This window comes from Limnohabitans sp. JirII-31 (assembly GCF_002778315.1).
Classification (GTDB): Bacteria; Pseudomonadota; Gammaproteobacteria; order Burkholderiales; family Burkholderiaceae_C; genus Limnohabitans.
The window spans coordinates 223,354-241,542 of record NZ_NESA01000002.1; the positions used below are offsets into that span (position 1 = coordinate 223,354).

The 18,189-nt window shown below is 61.9% G+C and carries 19 protein-coding genes; 14 read left to right on the plus strand and 5 right to left on the minus strand.

Annotated features, from left to right (window positions below):
• Position 1: 1 nt before the first annotated feature.
• A complete protein-coding gene (locus tag B9Z41_RS04605; RefSeq protein WP_100145531.1) occupies positions 2-1,165 on the minus strand; it encodes an ion transporter in 1,164 nt (387 codons plus the stop codon).
• Positions 1,166-1,302: 137 nt separating this feature from the next.
• On the opposite strand from B9Z41_RS04605, the gene B9Z41_RS04610 reads away from it, so the two are divergent.
• The 14 genes from B9Z41_RS04610 to B9Z41_RS04675 are packed head-to-tail and all read left to right on the plus strand — an operon-like array spanning position 1,303 to position 16,076.
• Positions 1,303-2,100 (plus strand): GntR family transcriptional regulator, encoded by a 798-nt coding sequence (locus tag B9Z41_RS04610; protein WP_199172934.1) that lies wholly within the window; start codon positions 1,303-1,305, stop codon positions 2,098-2,100.
• A 19-nt stretch (positions 2,101-2,119) separates the two neighbouring features.
• Positions 2,120-3,322 carry an ABC transporter substrate-binding protein gene (locus B9Z41_RS04615; RefSeq protein ID WP_100145533.1) on the plus strand — a complete coding sequence of 401 codons (1,203 nt, stop codon included), beginning with the start codon at positions 2,120-2,122 and terminating at the stop codon, positions 3,320-3,322.
• 24 nt (positions 3,323-3,346) lie between these two features.
• Entirely contained in the window at positions 3,347-4,219 is an 873-nt protein-coding gene (locus B9Z41_RS04620; RefSeq protein ID WP_100145535.1) for a branched-chain amino acid ABC transporter permease, read from the plus strand.
• Positions 4,216-5,190 (plus strand): branched-chain amino acid ABC transporter permease, encoded by a 975-nt coding sequence (locus B9Z41_RS04625; RefSeq protein WP_100145537.1) that lies wholly within the window; start codon positions 4,216-4,218, stop codon positions 5,188-5,190. The genes B9Z41_RS04620 and B9Z41_RS04625 overlap by 4 nt, the downstream gene beginning before the upstream one ends.
• On the plus strand, positions 5,187-5,939 hold the full coding sequence (locus B9Z41_RS04630; RefSeq protein WP_100145539.1) for an ABC transporter ATP-binding protein: 753 nt from the start codon (positions 5,187-5,189) through the stop codon (positions 5,937-5,939). The genes B9Z41_RS04625 and B9Z41_RS04630 overlap by 4 nt, the downstream gene beginning before the upstream one ends.
• Positions 5,936-6,646, plus strand: coding sequence for an ABC transporter ATP-binding protein (locus tag B9Z41_RS04635; RefSeq protein WP_100145541.1), 711 nt, complete (start codon positions 5,936-5,938; stop codon positions 6,644-6,646). Before B9Z41_RS04630 ends, B9Z41_RS04635 begins: the two co-directional genes overlap by 4 nt.
• An 8-nt stretch (positions 6,647-6,654) precedes the next feature.
• Positions 6,655-7,623: a tripartite tricarboxylate transporter substrate binding protein gene (locus B9Z41_RS04640; protein ID WP_100145543.1), complete on the plus strand. Its 969-nt coding sequence runs from the start codon at positions 6,655-6,657 to the stop codon at positions 7,621-7,623.
• Positions 7,620-8,912, plus strand: a complete 1,293-nt coding sequence (locus tag B9Z41_RS04645) for a 3-isopropylmalate dehydratase large subunit (RefSeq protein ID WP_100145545.1) — start codon at positions 7,620-7,622, stop codon at positions 8,910-8,912. The genes B9Z41_RS04640 and B9Z41_RS04645 overlap by 4 nt, the downstream gene beginning before the upstream one ends.
• Positions 8,909-9,400, plus strand: a complete 492-nt coding sequence (locus B9Z41_RS04650) for a 3-isopropylmalate dehydratase (protein ID WP_100145547.1) — start codon at positions 8,909-8,911, stop codon at positions 9,398-9,400. The genes B9Z41_RS04645 and B9Z41_RS04650 overlap by 4 nt, the downstream gene beginning before the upstream one ends.
• Entirely contained in the window at positions 9,393-11,096 is a 1,704-nt protein-coding gene (locus B9Z41_RS04655; protein WP_100145549.1) for a hydantoinase B/oxoprolinase family protein, read from the plus strand. The genes B9Z41_RS04650 and B9Z41_RS04655 overlap by 8 nt, the downstream gene beginning before the upstream one ends.
• A complete protein-coding gene (locus B9Z41_RS04660; protein ID WP_100145551.1) occupies positions 11,093-13,201 on the plus strand; it encodes a hydantoinase/oxoprolinase family protein in 2,109 nt (702 codons plus the stop codon). Before B9Z41_RS04655 ends, B9Z41_RS04660 begins: the two co-directional genes overlap by 4 nt.
• Entirely contained in the window at positions 13,198-13,812 is a 615-nt protein-coding gene (locus B9Z41_RS04665; protein ID WP_100145553.1) for a cysteine hydrolase family protein, read from the plus strand. Before B9Z41_RS04660 ends, B9Z41_RS04665 begins: the two co-directional genes overlap by 4 nt.
• Complete coding sequence (locus B9Z41_RS04670; protein WP_100145555.1) at positions 13,809-15,209, plus strand: FAD-dependent oxidoreductase; 1,401 nt, start codon at positions 13,809-13,811, stop codon at positions 15,207-15,209. The genes B9Z41_RS04665 and B9Z41_RS04670 overlap by 4 nt, the downstream gene beginning before the upstream one ends.
• Positions 15,210-15,221: 12 nt before the next feature.
• Positions 15,222-16,076 carry an oxaloacetate decarboxylase gene (locus B9Z41_RS04675; protein WP_100145557.1) on the plus strand — a complete coding sequence of 285 codons (855 nt, stop codon included), beginning with the start codon at positions 15,222-15,224 and terminating at the stop codon, positions 16,074-16,076.
• A 36-nt stretch (positions 16,077-16,112) separates the two neighbouring features.
• On the opposite strand, the gene B9Z41_RS04680 is transcribed toward B9Z41_RS04675, so the two are convergent.
• From B9Z41_RS04680 to B9Z41_RS04695, 4 genes are all read right to left on the minus strand, one after another.
• Positions 16,113-16,574 carry a DNA-binding transcriptional regulator gene (locus tag B9Z41_RS04680; protein WP_100145559.1) on the minus strand — a complete coding sequence of 154 codons (462 nt, stop codon included), beginning with the start codon at positions 16,572-16,574 and terminating at the stop codon, positions 16,113-16,115.
• Position 16,575: 1 nt separating this feature from the next.
• Complete coding sequence (locus B9Z41_RS04685; RefSeq protein ID WP_143474152.1) at positions 16,576-16,884, minus strand: DUF4258 domain-containing protein; 309 nt, start codon at positions 16,882-16,884, stop codon at positions 16,576-16,578.
• A gap of 62 nt (positions 16,885-16,946) precedes the next feature.
• A complete protein-coding gene (locus tag B9Z41_RS17030; protein WP_158236139.1) occupies positions 16,947-17,123 on the minus strand; it encodes a hypothetical protein in 177 nt (58 codons plus the stop codon).
• A gap of 204 nt (positions 17,124-17,327) precedes the next feature.
• Entirely contained in the window at positions 17,328-18,119 is a 792-nt protein-coding gene (locus tag B9Z41_RS04695; protein WP_100145565.1) for a 2-keto-4-pentenoate hydratase, read from the minus strand.
• Between the last annotated feature and the right edge of the window lie 70 nt (positions 18,120-18,189).

The following is an 18,189-nucleotide window of genomic DNA, read 5'->3' on the forward strand; positions in this document are numbered from 1 at the left end:
GTTACTTCTCGCGCAGGGTTTGCCAGATGGCCCGCTCCGCAGCGGTGGACTTGGCCTCATTGCGCAACAGTGCGTCAATTTGGTCGGCACTCTTGCCATGCGCCATGCCGCGCAAGGCACTGATTTGTTGTCGGTAGCGCTCCATCATCACCTCGGGGTCTAGGCCCTCGGTCACGTCGTGGCCCACGCTGCGCATTTCTTGGTGCACGCGTTCGATGATGCGGTTCACGTCTTGTGGCGTCAGGTGCAGGCGCTCGGCTTCGGCGTCCATCACATGGCGCTCTGCGCTGGAGTAGCGGCCATCTGCAATGGCTTTGCGAAATTCATTCTCAAAAGTTTCGCGGTCAATGCGCAATTGGTCGGTGAAGGCCGAAGCCATCAAACCCGCAGGAATGGCAAAGATGCCAATGCCAATCAGGCTGATCACCACCGTCATGGCGCGCCCGAGCGGCGTGATGGGCGAGATGTCGCCATAGCCCACGCTGGCCAGCGTGATCACCGCCCAGTACATCGAGGCGGGGATGCTTTCAAACTTGTCGGGTTGCGCGTCGTGTTCCAGCTCGAAGCCCAAGCTCGCGGTCAAGATCACCAGCAGCAACATCATGAAGGCCGAGGCCAGCAACACCCGGTGCTCGCGTTGCACCGCTTTGAACAAGGTGTTGAGGGTGCCGGTGTAGCGCGTGAGTTTGAGCAATCGCGACAAGCGAAACACACGCAAAAAGCGCAGGTCAAAGTTTTTGTCCAGCACCATGTCCAGAAAGAAGGGCGAGATGGCCAACAAGTCGATCATGGCGCTGAGGGTCATCATGTAGCGCAAGCGCCCTTTGATGGGGTGTGCGAATTGTGGCAACTCGCAGCAGCTGTAAACCCTTGCCACGTACTCCACGGTGAAGATCGTCACCGTCACCACTTCGAGCAGCTTGAATTCGGTACTGAATACCGCACGCACTTCGGTGATGGTCTCGAAAATGATGCTCAGCACCGACACCAGCACCGACAAAATGATCAGGTGGTCGATGTAGCGGTGCAGTGGCCCCGAGGTGGGCGTGGGGTGCAACAGCGAGAAAACTTTTTGCCGGAAACTACGCCCCCGGTTCTTGGTGACAAAGAAGTGAAGCGCTTTGTAGAGCGCGCCGATCACGTTGAATTTTTGTAGCAACTGCATGCAGAAATCTTGCCATAGCCACACCGCATTTCCCTGACACACAAACTGAATGCTTTCGCATGCACGGTCACTTGGGTGATTGTCCTCAGCAAATGTCCTATTGACAGGTCAATAGAACTGATTCACCATCGCGAACCATGAATGCCGTCATGCCATTGCCCAAGTACCACCAGGTGTATCTGGTGCTGCGTGAGCAATTGCACGAAGGCAAGTTCGCCCAGGGCTTGCCTGGTGAGCTGGCGCTGATGCAGCAGTTCTCGGTGGCCCGCGTCACGGTGCGACGCGCCTTGGCGCAGCTGGCCCAAGAAGGGCTGATCAGCCGCGAGCCCGGGCGTGGCACCCGTTCCCTGGTGCAGCGCAGTGGCCCGCAAGTGGATGCTGCCACCCACAAAACACAACAGGCACGCCTGACGGGTTTGCTGGAAAACCTGGTCAGCATGGGCTTGCGCACCACGGTCAAGGTGTTGTCGGTGCAACGCCTGCCGGCACCTCATGAGGTGGCCATGGCCTTGCAACTGCCCGACGGTGAACTGGTGCAAAAAGCCCAACGTGTGCGCTACACCAAAGAAGGCCCGCTCTCGCACATCACCACCTGGGTGCCAGAGCGCATTGCCAGTGGCTTTGGCCGCAAAGAGTTGGCGCAAAAACCCATCCTCATGCTGCTCGAAGAGTCGGGCGTCAAGGTGGGGCGTGCGCAACAAAGCATTTCTGCCAAGTTGGCCGACGCCAGCATGGCGCAACATTTGGACATCGCCGTAGGTTCGGCGCTGCTGGCGGTCAACCGCCTGATTTATGACACCGACGACAAGCCCATCCAGTGGTTGCACGGGCTGTATCGACCGGACCGTTACGAATACCAAATGCAGTTGTCTCGGGTGGGCAGCATCGATGCCAAGGTCTGGGTCAGCAAAGAGTTATCGGCCAACTTTCATTGATTTTTCAAAGGAGCACAGCATGACTTCACGTCGTCAGTTTATGGGTCAGTCGGCAGCCGCAGCTTCGGCTTTGGCATTTCCATTGGTGGGCGGCGCGCAGCCCAAGACCGTGAAAGTGGGTGTGTTGCACCCCGTCACCGGCGCGCTGGCGTACTCGGGTCAGCAATGCCGCGAAGGCGTGATGATGGCCATTGAAGACATCAACAAAGCCGGTGGCATCAAGTCGCTGGGCGGTGCCAAGATCGAAGCCCTGTTGGGTGACGCACAGTCCACCCCACAAGCGGGTGCGGCGGAAGTTGAAAAAATGAACGAAGCGGGTGTGAGCGCCATCGTCGGTGCGTTTGCCTCGGCCATTTGCTTGGCCACCACCCAAGCCGCCGCCAAGTACAACCTGCCCCACGTGGTGGACGTCGGTGTGGCCGATCAAATCGTCGAGCGTGGTTTGAAAAACACCTTCCGCTTTGGCCCTGGCTACAAGAAGTGCGCCGAAGTGGCCGTGGCCAACTTGCACGTGCTCAACACCGCAGCGGGCAAGCCTGCACGCACCGTGATGATCATCCACGAAGAGTCCTTGTTTGGCACCGGCACCGCCAACTTGCTGGCACGCGAGCTGCCCGGTTATGGCTACGAGGTCAAAGAAATCGTCAAGCACGCCAACCCCACGCGCGACTTCAACAACATTGTGTTGCGCATGAAGCAGGTCAACCCTGACATCGTGATTCCCGCCAACTACTACAACGAGTACGCCTTGTTGGTGCGCACCATGCAACAGCAAAAAGTCACGCCCAAAGCGATTTACTCGGTCTTGGGTGGCGCGGCATCGAGCTACAAATTCGTCAAAGAATTCCCCGATGCGGCCAACGGCATCATCGACTGCAACCATTGGTTCAACCCACGCGACAAGCGTTCGTTGGAACTCAAAAAGCGCGTCGAAGCCAAGGGTCTGTTCTTCAGCTACGAAGTGTTCATGGCCTACACGGCGATGCGCTTGTTGGCCGATGCGATTGAGCACGCCAAGTCCACCGACCGCGCCGCCATCATCGATGCCTTGAACAAGAGCACCTTCTCTGACCACATCATGCCCTACGGCACCACCCAGTTTGTCAACGGCCAAAACATGGGTGCTCAGCCTTTGATGACCCAAGTGGTCAAGGGCGACATCAAGGTGATCATTCCTCGCGAGTACCGCGAAGTGGAACCCATCTTCCCCTTGAAAGCCTAAAACGCACTGCCAGAGCCACACGCCATGTTTGATCTGTCCATTTTGTTTGCCTCGGTGCTCAACGGCATCACCACGGGTGCTGTCTACGCGTTGATCGCGCTCGGTCTGACCCTGATCTATGGCGTGCTGCACATCATCAACTTCGCCCATGGGGCGTCGTTGATGGTGGCTTTGTACGGTGTGTATTTTTTAAAAGAACAACTCGGCATTGACCCTTACCTGGCTTTGCCCATCATGGTGCCCGCCATGTTTGCCTTGGGCTATGTGTTGCAGCGGGGTGTCATCAACCGTGCCAGCCATGGCAAAGACGAAAACATCTTGCTGGTCACCCTGGGCCTGTCCATCATTTTGGAAAACCTGGCTCTGCTGTTTTTCAAGTCCGACACCCGCAACATTGAAACTGCGTACACCCTGACCACGGTCACCATTGGCCCGGCCATGATTGCCTTGCCAAAGTTGGTGTCGTTTGTCGGTGCCCTGGTGGTGTCGGCGGTGTTGCTGGCGGTGATGCGCTACACCGACTTGGGTCGCGCTATCCGCGCCGTGGCCAAAGAAAAACACGGTGCCCGTTTGATGGGCATCGATGTGGACCACGTGTACGCCATGTGCTTTGGCATTGGCTTGGCCTGCTTGGGGGCGGCGGCTTGTTTCTTGTTGCCCGCCTATTACGTCAACCCCTTGGTGGGCAGCGGCTTTGTGCTGGTGGCGTTCACCATCGTGGTGTTGGGCGGCATGGGCAGTTTTGTCGGTGCCTTGGTGGGTGGCTTGCTGATTGGTGTGGTTGAGTCCATCGGTGGTTTGTACCTGGGCGAGTCGCTCGGGCAGGTCGGCATTTTTGCCATCTTCATTGCGGTGCTGTTGTTCCGTCCGCAAGGTTTGTTTGGAGCGCGCGCATGAAAGATGTCCGTGCCATTGCGCTGTTTGTGTTGCTGGTGGGCAGCATTCCTTTTGTCACCGATTCAGGGGTGGTGCTCAACTTTGTGATGATGGCCTTGTACGCCTGCTTGCTTGCGCAAGCCTGGAACGTGCTGGGTGGTTTTGGCGGCCAGTTCTCGTTTGGCCATGCGCTGTTTTTTGGCACCGGGGCGTATGTGCAAGTCATGGCCCAAGTGCATGGGGCTTGGAACCCTTGGCTCAGCTTGGCGCTGGCCATGGGCACCAGCGCTGCGGTGGGCTTATTTGTGGGCGCTTTGTCGTTTCGCTATGGCCTCAAGGGTTCGTACTTTGCGCTGGTCACCCTGGCGTTTGCCGAGGTGTTTCGCATCGTCGCGCTGTCGGTGCCATTCACCGGTGCAGGCGTGGGCTTGATGCTGCCCCTGCGTGAGTCGGTGGGCAATATGCAGTTTGCCTCGCGCGCTGGTTATGTGTGGCTGATTCTGGGCTTGGTGACGGTGGCCTTGTGCGTGACGGCGTGGTTGCGCCACTCACGCTTTGGCGCTTACCTGCAAGCCGTGCGCGACAACGAAGACGCCGCACGCGCCATTGGCGTCAACCCCTTCTTGGTCAAGCTCTGGGCCACCGTGTTGTCGGGGGCGTTGATGGGCGCAGGCGGCGCGTTTTATGTGCAGGTGTTTCAGTACATAGACCCCGGCTTGGCCTTTGGTCCGCACACCTCGGTGGAGGCCCTGGTGGGTGCCATCGTGGGCGGCATGGGCACGCTGTGGGGCCCGGTGGTGGGCGCCTTGGCCTTGCATGTGTTGGCCGATGTGACGCGCAATTTGTTTGGTCAGTTGCCCGGCATCAACATGGTGGTCTACGGCTGCGTGCTGGTGTTGATCGTGATGTTCTTGCCACGCGGTGTAGGCGGCATTGGCCAGCGTTGGTTCAAGCGCCAAGACAGCGCGTCACAGACGAAGGAGGGCGCATGAGCTTGTTGGAAGTCAGCCACGTGTCGCGCGCCTTTGGGGGTTTGCGCGCTGTGCAAGATGTGAGCCTGCAAGTGCCTGTAGGCAGTTTGACCGCCTTGATTGGTCCCAACGGCGCGGGCAAGACCACGCTGTTCGCGTTGATGTCTGGCTTTTTGGTGCCCGACACGGGGCGCGTCACCTTTGACGGTGTGGACATCACCGGCCGTGCGCCGCACCTCAATGCGGCCTTGGGGTTGACGCGCACGTTTCAAATCGTGCAGCCCTTTGCCTCGCAAACCGTGCGTGAAAACATCGCCGTGGGCGCCCACCTGCAACACGCCAAGCGCAGCGATGCCTTGCATGCCGCCGAAGCCGTGGCCGAACGCGTGGGCTTGTACGCCCAACTCGACAAACCTGCCGGTGACCTGACCGTGGCGGGGCGCAAACGCTTGGAGTTGGCCCGTGCCTTGGCCACCCAACCCAAGCTCTTGTTGCTCGACGAGGTGCTGGCCGGTTTGAACCCGCAAGAAATTCAAGACATGTTGCCCGTGGTGCGCGGCCTGGTGGCCGGTGGTGTGACGGTGCTCATGATTGAGCACGTCATGCAAGCCGTGATGAACTTGGCCGAGCATGTGTGGGTGTTGGCCCAGGGCCAACTCATTGCCCAAGGCGCACCCACCGAGGTGACGCAAAACCCGCAGGTGATCGAGGCCTATCTGGGCCACGGCACGGCGGCGCGTTTGCGCAAAACACAGCAGGAGGCCGTATGAGCGATTTGCTCACCATTGAAGGCCTGCGCGCAGGCTATGGCGCGGTGGAGGTGTTGCGTGGGGTGGACCTGCACATGGCCCCGGGCGAACTGGTGGCTTTGCTCGGCAGCAATGGCGCAGGCAAAACCACCCTCAACTCGGTGGTCTCGGGCCTGGTGCCCACCTGGGCCGGTCGGGTGGTGTTTGACGGCCAAGACCTCACCGGTGCGCATTACCGCCGTGTGGTGCAAGCCGGCTTGATTCAGGTGCCCGAAGGCCGCAAGGTGTTCCCCAACCTCAGCGTGTTGGAAAACCTGGAGCTGGGGGCCTTCACCCGCGCCCGTGCGCGGCGTGCCGAAAACTTGCTGCGTGTGTTTGACACCTTCCCACGCCTGCGCGAACGCCAGTCGCAACTCGCGGGCACCATGAGCGGTGGCGAGCAACAAATGTTGGCCATCGGACGCGGCCTGATGGCCGAGCCCAAGTTGCTGATCTTGGACGAACCGTCGCTCGGCCTGTCGCCGCTGTTGGTGGAAGAAATGTTCGCCCTCATCGCGCAGCTGCGTGCGGGCGGTTTGGCCGTGCTGTTGGTGGAACAAAACGTGGGCCAGTCGCTGGAGATTGCCGACCGCGCCTATGTGATGGAGAACGGCAGCATCCGTTTCTCCGGCACCTCGGCAGAGCTGTTGGCCAGCGACACCCTGCGTCAAGCCTATTTGGGCGTGTGAGTTTGCCCATGTCTTGCCTTCGCTACTTACGTGTGGGGTGTCTGCTGGCTGGCTTGGCCGCCACTTGCGCGTGGGCGCAAAGTGTCAGCCCCACCGCCCCCGTGCGCATTTTGGTGGGCGCGCCTGCGGGTGGCAGCACCGACACCATGGCCCGTGCCGTGGCGCATGCCATGGGTCAGCAACTGGGCCGCACCGTGGTGGTGGAAAACCGTCCCGGTGCCGGTGGCAACTTGGCTGCCGAAGCCGTGGCCCGTGCCGCGCCCGATGGTCAAACCTTGCTGATGAGCTTCACCAGCCACGCCATCAATGCCTCGCTGTACCCGCGCTTGCCGTTCGACCCGGTGAAAGACTTCACACCGCTCACCATGGTGTCCACCTCGCCGTCGGTGTTGGTAGCGCACCCGTCTTTGCCTGCCAACAACGTGGCCGAGTTGGTGGCCTTGGCCAAAGCCAAGCCGGGCCAACTCAACTTCGCCATTGGGGCTTTGGGCTCGTCGCTGCATTTGGCGGGCGAGGCCTTCAAGCTCAAAGCCGGTGTCTTCATCGTCAACATCCCTTACCGTGGCACCGCACCTGCGGTGCAAGACGTGTTGGCCGGTCAGGTGGAGTTGATGTTTGCCGCGGTGGGCAATGTGCAACAACACCTGCGCGCGGGCAAGCTCAAAGCCTTGGGCGTGACCAGCCCACACCGCTTGGCCGCGCTGCCCGATGTGCCCGCCATTGCCGACACCTTGCCGGGCTTTGAGTCCAGCGCCTGGTTTGGTTTGTTCGGACCCGCCAAGATGCCGCCCGATCTGTTGCGCACCTGGAGCGACGCGGCACGTGCGGCGGTGCAAAGCCCGGACGTGCGCCGTCGCATCGAAGCCGAAGGTGCCACCGCCGTGGGCAACAGCCCGCAAGACTTTGCCCGCTTTGTGGTGGCCGACATCGCGCGCTGGCGCGAGGTGGTGAAGTTTTCTGGAGCCAAACCCGAATGACGCGCGTTTCTTCTTCTGCCCAGGCGCCCCAAACGCTGGCGCAAAAACTCATCGCCCGTGCCGCAGGCCGCGCGCAGGTGGCCGTGGGCGAGGTGGTGACTTGCCAGGTCGACCTGGCCATGTTCCACGACTCCTCAGGCCCACGTCGCTTGAAGCCCATGCTCGACGACTTGGGCGCCAAGATTTGGGACCCTGCCAAAGTGGTGCTGGTGATGGACCACTACGTGCCTGCGCAAGACGCCGATGCCCAACGCATTGTGCAAATCGCGCGCGACACCGCCCGCGAGTGGCGCTTGCCGAACGTGATTGACTCGGAGGGCATTTGCCACGTGGTGTTGCCCGAGCGCGGCCACTTGCGCCCCGGCATGTTGTGCGTGGGCGGCGATTCGCATTCGCCCACCGGCGGCGCCTTTGGCACCTACATGTTTGGCATTGGCGCGACCGAAATGCTGGGCGTGGTGGTGACCGGTGAAATTTGGGTGCAAGTGCCTCGCACCTTGCGCATGCTGTGGCGCGGCCAACTGGCGGCGGGCGTGTGCGCCAAAGACATGATGCTGCACATGATTGCGCGCTTTGGCATGAACGGCGGCCAATACCAAGCGGTGGAGTTTGCTGGCGAAGCCGTGATGCGCTTGGGCATGCAAGAGCGCATGACCCTCTCCAACATGAGCGCCGAGATGGGTGCGCAAGCCGGCCTGATTGCGGCGGACGACACCACTTGCGATTACCTGCGCAGCGTGGGTGTGCCTGAAGACGCGTTGCAACACGCGCACCAGTGGCACACCGATGCCGGTGCCGACTGCGAAGACTTTGCCTTTGACGCCAACAGCTTGAGCCCGCAAGTGGCGGCCCCCCACAGCCCAGCCAACACGCGCGCCGTGGGCGACTACGCCGATGTGGCGCTGGACGTGGCCTACATCGGGGCTTGCACCGGGGCCAAGCTTGAAGACTTGCGTGCCGCCGCCCAGGTGCTGCGCGGCCACCAAGTGGCGCAAGGCGTGCGTTTGCTGGTGGCGCCTGCCAGCGCCCGCGACCAAGCCCAGGCCGAGCGCGAAGGCGTCATGCAAGTGCTGCGCGATGCGGGTGCCCAGGTGCTGCCCAACAGCTGTGGTGCGTGTGCGGGCTATGGCGCGACCTTTGAAGAAGGGGCCACTGTCATTTCCAGCACGGCACGCAATTTCAAAGGACGCATGGGCCCAGCCAGCGTGCAGGTGTACCTGGCGTCGCCCTGGACGGTGGCGGCTTCGGCCTTGCGTGGGCGCATCAGCGATGTGCGGGAGCTGCTATGACGACGACATCACGTGTGTGGAAGCTCGGTGCCGATGTGGACACCGATGTGCTGGCCCCCGGCATCTACATGAAAAACGGCATCGAGGTGATTGCCCAGCACTGCCTCGAATCCCTGCGCCCCGACTTTGCCGCGGGCGTGCGCCCTGGCGATGTGCTGGTGGCCGGCCCCAACTTTGGCATTGGCTCCTCGCGTGAGCAAGCTGCGGGTGCGCTGGTGCACCTGGGCGTACGTGCGGTGGTGGCCCCGTCGTTCAGTGGTTTGTTTTTTCGCAACGCGTTCAACCTCGGGCTGCTCTTGCTGACCTGCGCCGAGGCCGAGCAGTTGCAAGAGGGCGATGCGGTCACGCTGGTGAGCGCAGGCGTGCAACGTGCCGATGGCAGCGTGTTGCCCTGCCAGCCAATTCCTGATTTTTTAATGGACATGGTCCATGCCGGAGGTTTGATGAATGTCTTGAAACAACGCAGCCAAGGAATACACCATGCGTGAACACACCGCTGCAACCACCCTCGACCCCGTCACGCTCGCCGTGCTCAAGGGGCGTTTGGAACAAATCGCCGATGAGATGGACGCCACGCTGTACCGCAGCGCGTTCAACCCCATCATTGCCGAGGCGCACGACGCCTGCCACGGCCTGTACGACGCCCAAAGTGGCGACACCTTGGTGCAAGGCAAATCGGGCTTGCCCGTGTTTGTGGGCGCCATGGCGTTTGCTGTGCGTGCGGCCGCACGGGTGGCGCAAGAGCGCGGCGGCATGGTCGACGGTGACACCTGGTTGTTCAACGACCCCTACGAAGGCGGCACCCATGCCAACGACTTCAAGCTGGTGCGCCCCTTCTTTCGCAACGGCCAGCTGTTTTGCTACTTGGCCTCTGCCGCGCACTGGCATGACGTGGGCGGTGCCGTGCCCGGCAACTACAACCCGGCGGCCACCGAGTGCTGGCAAGAGGCGGTGCAAATTCCGCCCGTGCGCATCGTGCGCCAAGGCCAGCTCGACGGCGATGTGCTGGCCATCTTGCGCGCCAACACGCGCTTGCCCGACAGCTTGTGGGGCGACTTGAACGGCCAACTCTCGGCGCTGGAGCTGGGTGTCAAACGCCTGGACGGACTGCTCGACGAATACGGCGACGCCGTGGTGCTGCAAGCCATGGGCGAGTTGCGCAAACGTGCCCTGGTGCTGATGCGCGCGCACATTCAAAACCTGCCCGATGGGCGCTACAGCTTTGAAGACGTGCTCGACAACGACGGCGTGAAAGACGAATTACTCACCATCGCCTTGGACATGACGGTCCAGGGCGACCGCATGACGCTGGATTTTTCGCGCACCTCGCCCCAGTGCGCAGGCCCGGTGAACATCTCGCGCGCTACTGCGGTGGCGGCTTGCTATGTGGCGCTCAAGCACGTGTTCCCGGATGTGCCGGCCAACGCCGGTGTGCTGGATGCGGTGGACTTTGTGTTGCCCGACGGCTTGGTGATCACCGCCGAGCGCCCACGCCCGGTGGGGGGCTACACCGAAACCATTTTGCGCATGATCGATGTGATCTTCAGCGCCACCGCCTTGGCCGACCCCAACCGTGCCGTGGCCCATGCCTACGGCACCATCAACGCCTTGTCCATTGCCGGGCACCGCACCGATGCCGCACGCAAAGGCCAGCGCTGGGTGATGTTCAGCTTCTTTGGCGGGGGCCATGGTGGCCACAGCACGGGGGACGGCCTGAGCCACAGCAACGCGCCCATCTCGACCGCCACCATTCCGCCACTGGAAATTTTGGAGGCCGCGTATCCGGTGCGTTTCACCGAATGGTCGCTGCGCGCCAACTCAGGCGGCGACGGCACACACCGCGGTGGCTTGGGCGCGGTGTACGAAATTGAGCTGCTCGAAGAAAGCGCCGAGGCCTTCATCTTCGGTGAGCGTGGCAAAGCGCCACCCAAGGGCATTGCAGGCGGCGGCAACGCTTTGCCCAACGTGTTTTCGTACCAGCACAACGGCCAGTGGTGCAAGCCACCCATGGTCTCCAAGATGCTTGGCATCCAACTCAAAAAAGGCGAGCGTGTGCGTCTGGAAACCCCTGGCGGCGGCGGCTGGGGCCCCGCTGCTGGGCGTGACGCTGCGGCGCGTGCACACGACTTAGCGCTGGGTTACGTCAGCGATTCGAACACCACTTCTTCAAAGGTCAAACCATGAGTACGCAACAGTCTGTCACCCCACACCTGGTGGTGGGTGTCGATGTGGGCGGTACGTTCACCGACTTGTTTGTGCTCGACGAGCGCGATGGCTCGGCCCGCATTGTCAAAGTGCCCTCGACCCGTGGCGAAGAAGCCCGTGGCTTCATGAACGGCGTGGTGCGCGTGAGCGAGGGCAATGCGCCCACCGCCACCGCCACCGCCAGTGGTTCAGCAGCCGGTGTGGCCTCGACCTTGGCCACCATCGTGCACGGCACCACCGTGGGCACCAACGCGCTGTTGGAGCGCAAGGTGGCCCGCACCGGCATCATCACCACACGCGGCTTTCGCGATGTGTTGGAAATGCGCCGCCGCGACCGACCCCAAACCTGGGGACTGCGCGGCAGCTTCACCCCCGTGGTGCCGCGTGACCTGCGCCTGGAAGTGGACGAACGCGTGTTGGCCGACGGCAGCTTGCACACGGCGGTGGACTTGGCCCAAGTGCGAGCCCAAACCCAAGCGCTGTTGGATGCGGGCTGCGAAGCGGTGTGCGTGTTTTTCATCAACGCCTATGCCAACCCCGTCAACGAACAACAGGCCGTGGCCGCTGTGCGTGCCATGTGGCCCAACCCCTATGTGACCTCGGCCAGCGAAGTGCTGCCCGAAATTCGCGAGTTCGAGCGCTGCTCCACCGCCACCTTGAACGCGGCCTTGCAGCCCGTGGTGGGCAGTTACTTGGCCAAGCTGGAAGACGACTTGCGCACCCAGGGCTTCAGCGGTGAGCTGTTGATTGTGCAAAGCAACGGCGGCGTGATGTCGCGCGAGACCGCGTGCGATGTGCCGGTGCGCACGGCCCTCTCGGGCCCCGCCGCAGGCGTGATTGCCTGTGCGGCGGTGGCGCGTGCCTCGGGCTATCCCAACGTGATCACGGGTGACATGGGTGGCACCTCGTTTGACGTGTCGCTGGTGGCCGAGGGCGAAGCCTCGTTGGCGGCGCAAACCTCGATTGAGTTTGGGCTGGTGGTGCGCTCGCCCATGATTCAAATTGAAACCATCGGTGCCGGTGGCGGCTCGATCGCGTCGGTCGACGCCAGTGGCATGTTGCAAGTGGGCCCCGAGTCGGCAGGCAGCATTCCGGGGCCGGTGTGCTACGGACGTGGCAACACGCGACCCACCGTGACCGACGCCAACGTGGTGTTGGGGCGCATTGCCGCAGACCGTCCTTTGGGCGGTGGCTTGTTGCAAGCGCTCGACGCCAAGGCCGCTGAGCTGGCCATTCAAACCCATGTGGCCACGCCCTTGGGGTTGGAGGTGTTGGCCGCTGCCGAAGCCATGCTCACGGTCGCCAACGCCAAGATGGCCGGTGCCATTCGCGTGGTGTCGATCGAGCGTGGCCACGACCCACGCCAGTTTGCCTACATGCCGTTTGGTGGCGGCGGTGCCTTGCATGTGTGCGCCATGATGCGCGAGGTGGGCGTGACCACCGGCATCGTGCCGCGTTACCCCGGCGTCACCTCGGCCTTGGGCTGCGTGATGGCCGACATGCGCCACGACGCTGTGCAGACCCTCAACAAGTCGCTGCTCGACTTGGACTTGGCGCAACTGAAATCGCGCTTGGCCGACTTGGCCGAGGCTTGCCAAAAACGCCTGGACTCCGCGGGCGTGCGCTTTGAGCGTGTGCAAGAAGTGGTGGCCTTGGACATGCTCTACATGGGCCAGACCCACACCTTGCAAGTCCCCTTGAACCCGGCCGACATCAGCCGCGAGAGCATTCAAGCTGCGTTTGAAAAAGCCTATGCGGCGTCGTTTGGCCGTGTGCTCACCGGCATGGCCATTCGTGTGATGAACCTGCGCTACGCCCGCATTGGCGTGCGTCCCAAGTTCGACCTGGCCGTGCTGGCCCCCAAGGGCGCGGGCAGCACCGCGTCGCTGGGCGTGCAGCGCGTGTACCACGCCGGCCAATGGTGGGACGCCCAGCGCTATGCGCGTTTGGACTTGCCCGTGGGCGCCCAAGTGGCCGGCCCGGCCATTCTGGAACAGACCGACACCACGGTGTGGCTGGAGCCCGGCTTCAGCGCCCGTGTGGACACGCTGGGCAACTTGTTGGTGGAAAGGAACGCCGCATGAGCCTGAGCCACAGCCCCGCCACAACACGCCGCATCGCGTTGGTGGTGGTGGATTTGCAAAACGACTTTCTGGCGCCCGAGGGCGCCTACGCACGCGGCAACACCGTGAGCCCCGAGGCCTTGTTGCTGCCCCAGCGTTTGGCGCCCGTGGCCGAGGCGGTCAAGCACCACCACGGTATGGTGGCCGCCAGCTTGTTCACCTTGTGGCCCGATGCCGAGGGGCAGCCCATGATCTCGCCACACCTGCTGGAGCGCCGCCCGTTTTTGCGTGCGGGTGACTTTGCGCCCGGCAGCTGGGGCCAAGCCAATGTGGCGGCCATTGCACCGTGGGTGGATGTGTCGGTGTGCAAGGTGGCGTATTCGGCCTTCTTCAACACCCAGCTCGACTGGGTGCTGCGCCGCGCGGGCGTGGACACGGTGGTGGTGTGCGGCATTGTCACCAACGGTGGCGTGGCCAGCACGGTGCGCGACGCCCACATGCGCGACTACCGCACCGTGGTGCTGAGTGACGGCTGTGCGACTTTTTCTGAGGCTGCGCACCAAGCCGCGCTGACCGACATGGCGTCGGTGGCCGAGGTGATGACCTGCGCCCAATTCTTGACCACGCTATGAGCCCCACGGTTGAACGTGTTGCCAGTTTTTCTGCGCCAGTGCACACGGCGGTGGCCATTGTGGGCGGCGGGGCCTGTGGCCTCACCGCTGCGCTGACCCTGAGCCAACTGGGCGTGGACTGTGTGGTGCTGGAGCGCGATGCTTTGCCCACCGGGTCGACCGCGTTGTCGTCGGGCTTTGTGCCCGCAGCGGCCACCCAGGCGCAGCAGGCGCAAGGCATCAGCGATTCGCCGGCGCTGTTTGCGCAAGACATTCAAGCCAAGGCCCATGGCCGTGCGTCACCGGTGCTGGTGGACGCCTACAGCCGCGCCATTGGCCCAGCCATGGACGCGCTGGCACACCACCACGGTGTGCCGTGGCAGGTGCTCGACACGTTTTTGTACCCCGGCCACAGCGTGCACCGCATGCATGCCGTGCCCGAAAAAACCGGCGCCGGTTTGATGATGCGTTTGCACAATGCCGCCGAAGCGGCAGGCGTGGTGGTGCTGACCGAAGCACAGGTGAGCACGCTGTATGTGAACCACGCCGACCAAGTGCTGGGCCTGGGCTTTGTGCGCCCTGACGGGCAACTGGAGCAACTCAGCTGCGACAGCGTGCTGCTGGCCTGCAACGGCTTTGGTGGCAACGCCGAGCTGGTGAGTACTTTGCTGCCCGAGATGCGCGATGCGCTGTATGCCGGCCACACGGGCAACGATGGCAGCGCCATCGCCTGGGGCCAACAAATGGGCGCGCAACTGGCCGACCTGGGTGGCTACCAAGGCCACGGCTCGTGGGCCGTGCCGCAAGGCGCTTTGATTTCGTGGGCGTTGATGATGGAAGGTGGGGTGCAAATCAACGCCTTGGGCGCGCGCTTTCATGACGAAACCCAGGGCTACTCTGAAGCGGCGGTGCATGTGCTGGCGCAACCGGGTGGCACCGCGTGGAATGTGTTCGACGACCGCTTGCTCGCTTTTGCCCAAGACTTCCCTGATTTTCGTGACGCACAAGCGGCGGGTGCGGTGCACACCTTGCCCGATGTGGCGGCGCTGGCGCAACACATCGGTTGCCCGGTAGACACCTTGCGCCACACCTTGGACGCCGTGCACGAGGGCCAAGACCCGGTCACAGGCCGCCACTTCAAGCGCAGCTTGGAGGCCCCCTTTCATGCCATCCGTGTGACCGGCGCTTTGTTCCATACGCAAGGTGGGCTCGACATCAATGCCCAATGCCAAGTGCTGCGCCCCGACGGCAGCGCCTTGCCCAACCTGCTGGCCGCAGGGGGCGCGGCGCGCGGTGTGTCGGGCGATGCGGTGTGGGGCTATTTGTCGGGCAATGGGTTGCTCAGCGCCATTGCGGGCGGCTTTATTGCGGCACAGACCGCTGCACATCAGGTGGCGCAGGCCACCGCACAAGATTGAGGGAGACACGCCGTGAATTTGAAACAACGTTTGAACCAGCCCGATGTGTTGCTGGCCCCCGGTGTGTACGACGCTTTCAGTGCCTTGATTGCTGAGCAAGCGGGCTTTGAGGCGCTGTACTTGTCGGGTGCCTCGGTGGCCTACACCTTGCTCGGTCGCTCTGACATTGGCTTGACCACGGCCAGCGAGGTGGCGCACACCTTGGCGCACATCACCGACCGCGTGCGCGTGCCCGTGATCGTGGATGCCGACACCGGCTTTGGCAACGCCTTGAACACGCAGCGCACCGTGCGCGAGTTTGAGCGTGCAGGCGCGGCCATGATTCAACTGGAAGACCAAACCTTCCCCAAGCGCTGCGGCCATTTGGATGGCAAAGGCGTGGTGCCCGTGGCCGAGATGGAAGGCAAGCTGCGCGCTGCGCTGGATGCACGGCATTCGTCAGACACCTTGATCTTGGCGCGCACCGATGCGGTGGCGGTGGAAGGCTTTGACGCTGCGCTGGAACGCGCCGAGCGCTACCTGGCGTGCGGCGTGGACGCCTTGTTCATCGAAGCCGTGCGCAGCCCCGAGCAAATGAACACCGCTTGCCAACAGTTTGCGCACCGCGTGCCCATGCTGGCCAACATGGTGGAGGGTGGCAAAACCCCGGTGCAAAGCGCCGATGTGTTGGGACAACGCGGCTACAAGATTGTGATTTTTCCGGGCGGCACCGCACGCGCGGTGGCACATACCCTGCAAGGCTATTACGCCAGCTTGCACCAACACCAAACCACCCTGCCGTGGCAACACCAGATGCTCGACTTTGACGGCCTGAACGCGGTGATTGGCACGCCTGAGTTGCTGGCGCAGGGCAAGCGTTACGAGTGAGTGGGGCTGATGCAATCGCCAGATTGCATGCCCGACTCAGTGGGTCAACAGGTCATCGTCTTGCAGGCTGGGTCGCCATTGTCCGCGCGACTCTCGCACCACAATTTTCTGTTTCACTAGACGCTCGACGGTCTTGATACGTTCAACAGCTTTGGCGATGGGCTCATGGCCTTGAGCTTGCGCGGTGTACAGAAGCCGAACCAGCTTGTCTGCCCACAGCGGCACTTTGCTGGTTTTCTCCCAACGCGCCACGGATTGCCCGTCAATGCCCATTAACTTGCCCAAGGCAGGTTGCGATAGCAACATACCAGCGCTTCGGATGTAGCGAAACTCCGCGCCAGTGACGGGTGACGCTTTGCGGGTCAAGGCCATGCAGATGGAACGGGTCAGGCCATCCAAGTTGTGAAAAGACACGCCTTCACCGTAAGCGGTCTTCTTGATTTCATAGCCGTTGGCCAGCCACACGTTGCGCAGCCCGCCGTCTGTGTAGTGGTACATATCAGTCCTTTTTGACGTCCATCACGGTCACGATGACCAAATCTGTTGCTGGGTACTCCACGTACACAACAACTGCTACTTGCATACCTGCAACAAACCGTTGTATTCGGCACAGCAGCCCCGGATGCTTTATGTCTGGCTCAGGTGGTAGCGCAAAGCTACCCATTCGCAGCACTTCAAGAACCATCGGATCATTGATATACCGCTCACGCATGCGTTTACGCGCATGCGTGGTGAAGATCACATGGGTTGAGTCTTTGGCAGACTGCCGAATGTGGCGTTCAAGTTGACGATCAGAGGGAGTTCCCAAGATTTCGACCTATCATTTTGATAGGTCATATTTTGCCACATGAGGCAAGTGTTGCCAGTAAGTCAGTTGGTTAGTTCACGAACAAAAGAACTAGCGCCTACCTTGCGACAGGCAAATGGAGAGGTGGTCAAAAATGCGATGCCGTCTTTGATGGCTTGCACCGCTTTGTCCGCAATGTTGAGGTCGCCCGTTGCACTGTTCAATTCACGTTGCAGCGCGAAGTCAAACAGTTGCTCCAAATCTTCTGCTACCGCTTTGCTGAACAAAACTCGGTAAGTTATCCGCCGCGCCGCGCCTTGATTTTTTTGGCATTTACCAGCTTGGCTTCGAGTTCGAGCCGAAAGTCAGGGGCAACACGGATGGGTGGAAGTGTGGCTGTTTTCATGCGTTGATTGTGTTGCAAATGCTATGCAAGTTCAGCCATTCAAAACACGCTGTGGGCATCACGCTGCGCTGAAGCCGCAACTCACCTGCCCCAGCACACCAAAATCCATCGACACCGTGTCTTGCGGTTCGAACTCAAGCGGAACCAGGCATGTGCCGGTGGTCACGGTTTGGCCTGCTGCCAAGGTGATACCCAATGTGGACAGTTCGTTGGCGAGCCAGGTGAGTGCGATGCGCTGGTCGCCCAGCACGTTGGCACCGATGCCCTCGCGCTCAAGCCGTTGCCCCACCTTGCCGACGACGCGGTGCGACGCCAAGTCGAGTTGTCGCCACAGGTCTGGCGCTTGAGGGCCGAGCACAAATTGGTGGCCGCAGGCGTTGTCGGCAATCAGCTGCGCAGCGCCCACCGTGGCGAAGTCGGTATAGCGGGAGTCGGGCACCTCGATGGCCAGGTACAGCGCTGACACCGCATCGAGCACTTCGCCAAGTGCATAGGGCGTTGCACGCGGCGGCAGATCGTGCCCCATGCGAAAAGCAAACTCGGCTTCTGCCACGCGCATGCGGTTGGCGCCGAAGGGCAGTGTGTCGCCATTTGCGTAAACCATCTCGGCCAGCAGGCGGCCTGCAATGGGCCCGTCGATGCCAATGTGTTGTTGACCGGCTGTGCTGGTGGCGGCGATCTTCCAGCCAAACAAGGGTTGCGGGCTGAGCGCTTCGAGTTGCGCTTGTATGGCATAGCCTTGCGCGCGTTCGGTGGGGCGCAGGGCCGGTGGCAAGGCTGCCAAGGTGGTGCCTTCTTGCCAGTGTTGTACGAGCAGTTTGTTGGCCGCTTTTGTTGAGGTGGTGTTCACGGGGGCTCCTGGTTTTGTTGGCGGGGAGTTTATGTGTGGGGGAGGGAATGCTGGGTAACGGTTTGTATTG

Excerpts from the sequence above, each read along its gene's own strand:
- B9Z41_RS04605 (WP_100145531.1), bottom strand. The coding sequence starts at position 1,165 with ATGCAGTTGCTACAAAAATTCAACGTGATCGGCGCGCTCTACAAAGCG.
- B9Z41_RS04610 (WP_199172934.1), top strand. The coding sequence starts at position 1,303 with ATGAATGCCGTCATGCCATTGCCCAAGTACCACCAGGTGTATCTGGTG.
- B9Z41_RS04615 (WP_100145533.1), top strand. The coding sequence starts at position 2,120 with ATGACTTCACGTCGTCAGTTTATGGGTCAGTCGGCAGCCGCAGCTTCG.
- B9Z41_RS04620 (WP_100145535.1), top strand. The coding sequence starts at position 3,347 with ATGTTTGATCTGTCCATTTTGTTTGCCTCGGTGCTCAACGGCATCACC.
- B9Z41_RS04625 (WP_100145537.1), top strand. The coding sequence starts at position 4,216 with ATGAAAGATGTCCGTGCCATTGCGCTGTTTGTGTTGCTGGTGGGCAGC.
- B9Z41_RS04630 (WP_100145539.1), top strand. The coding sequence starts at position 5,187 with ATGAGCTTGTTGGAAGTCAGCCACGTGTCGCGCGCCTTTGGGGGTTTG.
- B9Z41_RS04635 (WP_100145541.1), top strand. The coding sequence starts at position 5,936 with ATGAGCGATTTGCTCACCATTGAAGGCCTGCGCGCAGGCTATGGCGCG.
- B9Z41_RS04640 (WP_100145543.1), top strand. The coding sequence starts at position 6,655 with ATGTCTTGCCTTCGCTACTTACGTGTGGGGTGTCTGCTGGCTGGCTTG.
- B9Z41_RS04645 (WP_100145545.1), top strand. The coding sequence starts at position 7,620 with ATGACGCGCGTTTCTTCTTCTGCCCAGGCGCCCCAAACGCTGGCGCAA.
- B9Z41_RS04650 (WP_100145547.1), top strand. The coding sequence starts at position 8,909 with ATGACGACGACATCACGTGTGTGGAAGCTCGGTGCCGATGTGGACACC.
- B9Z41_RS04655 (WP_100145549.1), top strand. The coding sequence starts at position 9,393 with ATGCGTGAACACACCGCTGCAACCACCCTCGACCCCGTCACGCTCGCC.
- B9Z41_RS04660 (WP_100145551.1), top strand. The coding sequence starts at position 11,093 with ATGAGTACGCAACAGTCTGTCACCCCACACCTGGTGGTGGGTGTCGAT.
- B9Z41_RS04665 (WP_100145553.1), top strand. The coding sequence starts at position 13,198 with ATGAGCCTGAGCCACAGCCCCGCCACAACACGCCGCATCGCGTTGGTG.
- B9Z41_RS04670 (WP_100145555.1), top strand. The coding sequence starts at position 13,809 with ATGAGCCCCACGGTTGAACGTGTTGCCAGTTTTTCTGCGCCAGTGCAC.
- B9Z41_RS04680 (WP_100145559.1), bottom strand. The coding sequence starts at position 16,574 with ATGTACCACTACACAGACGGCGGGCTGCGCAACGTGTGGCTGGCCAAC.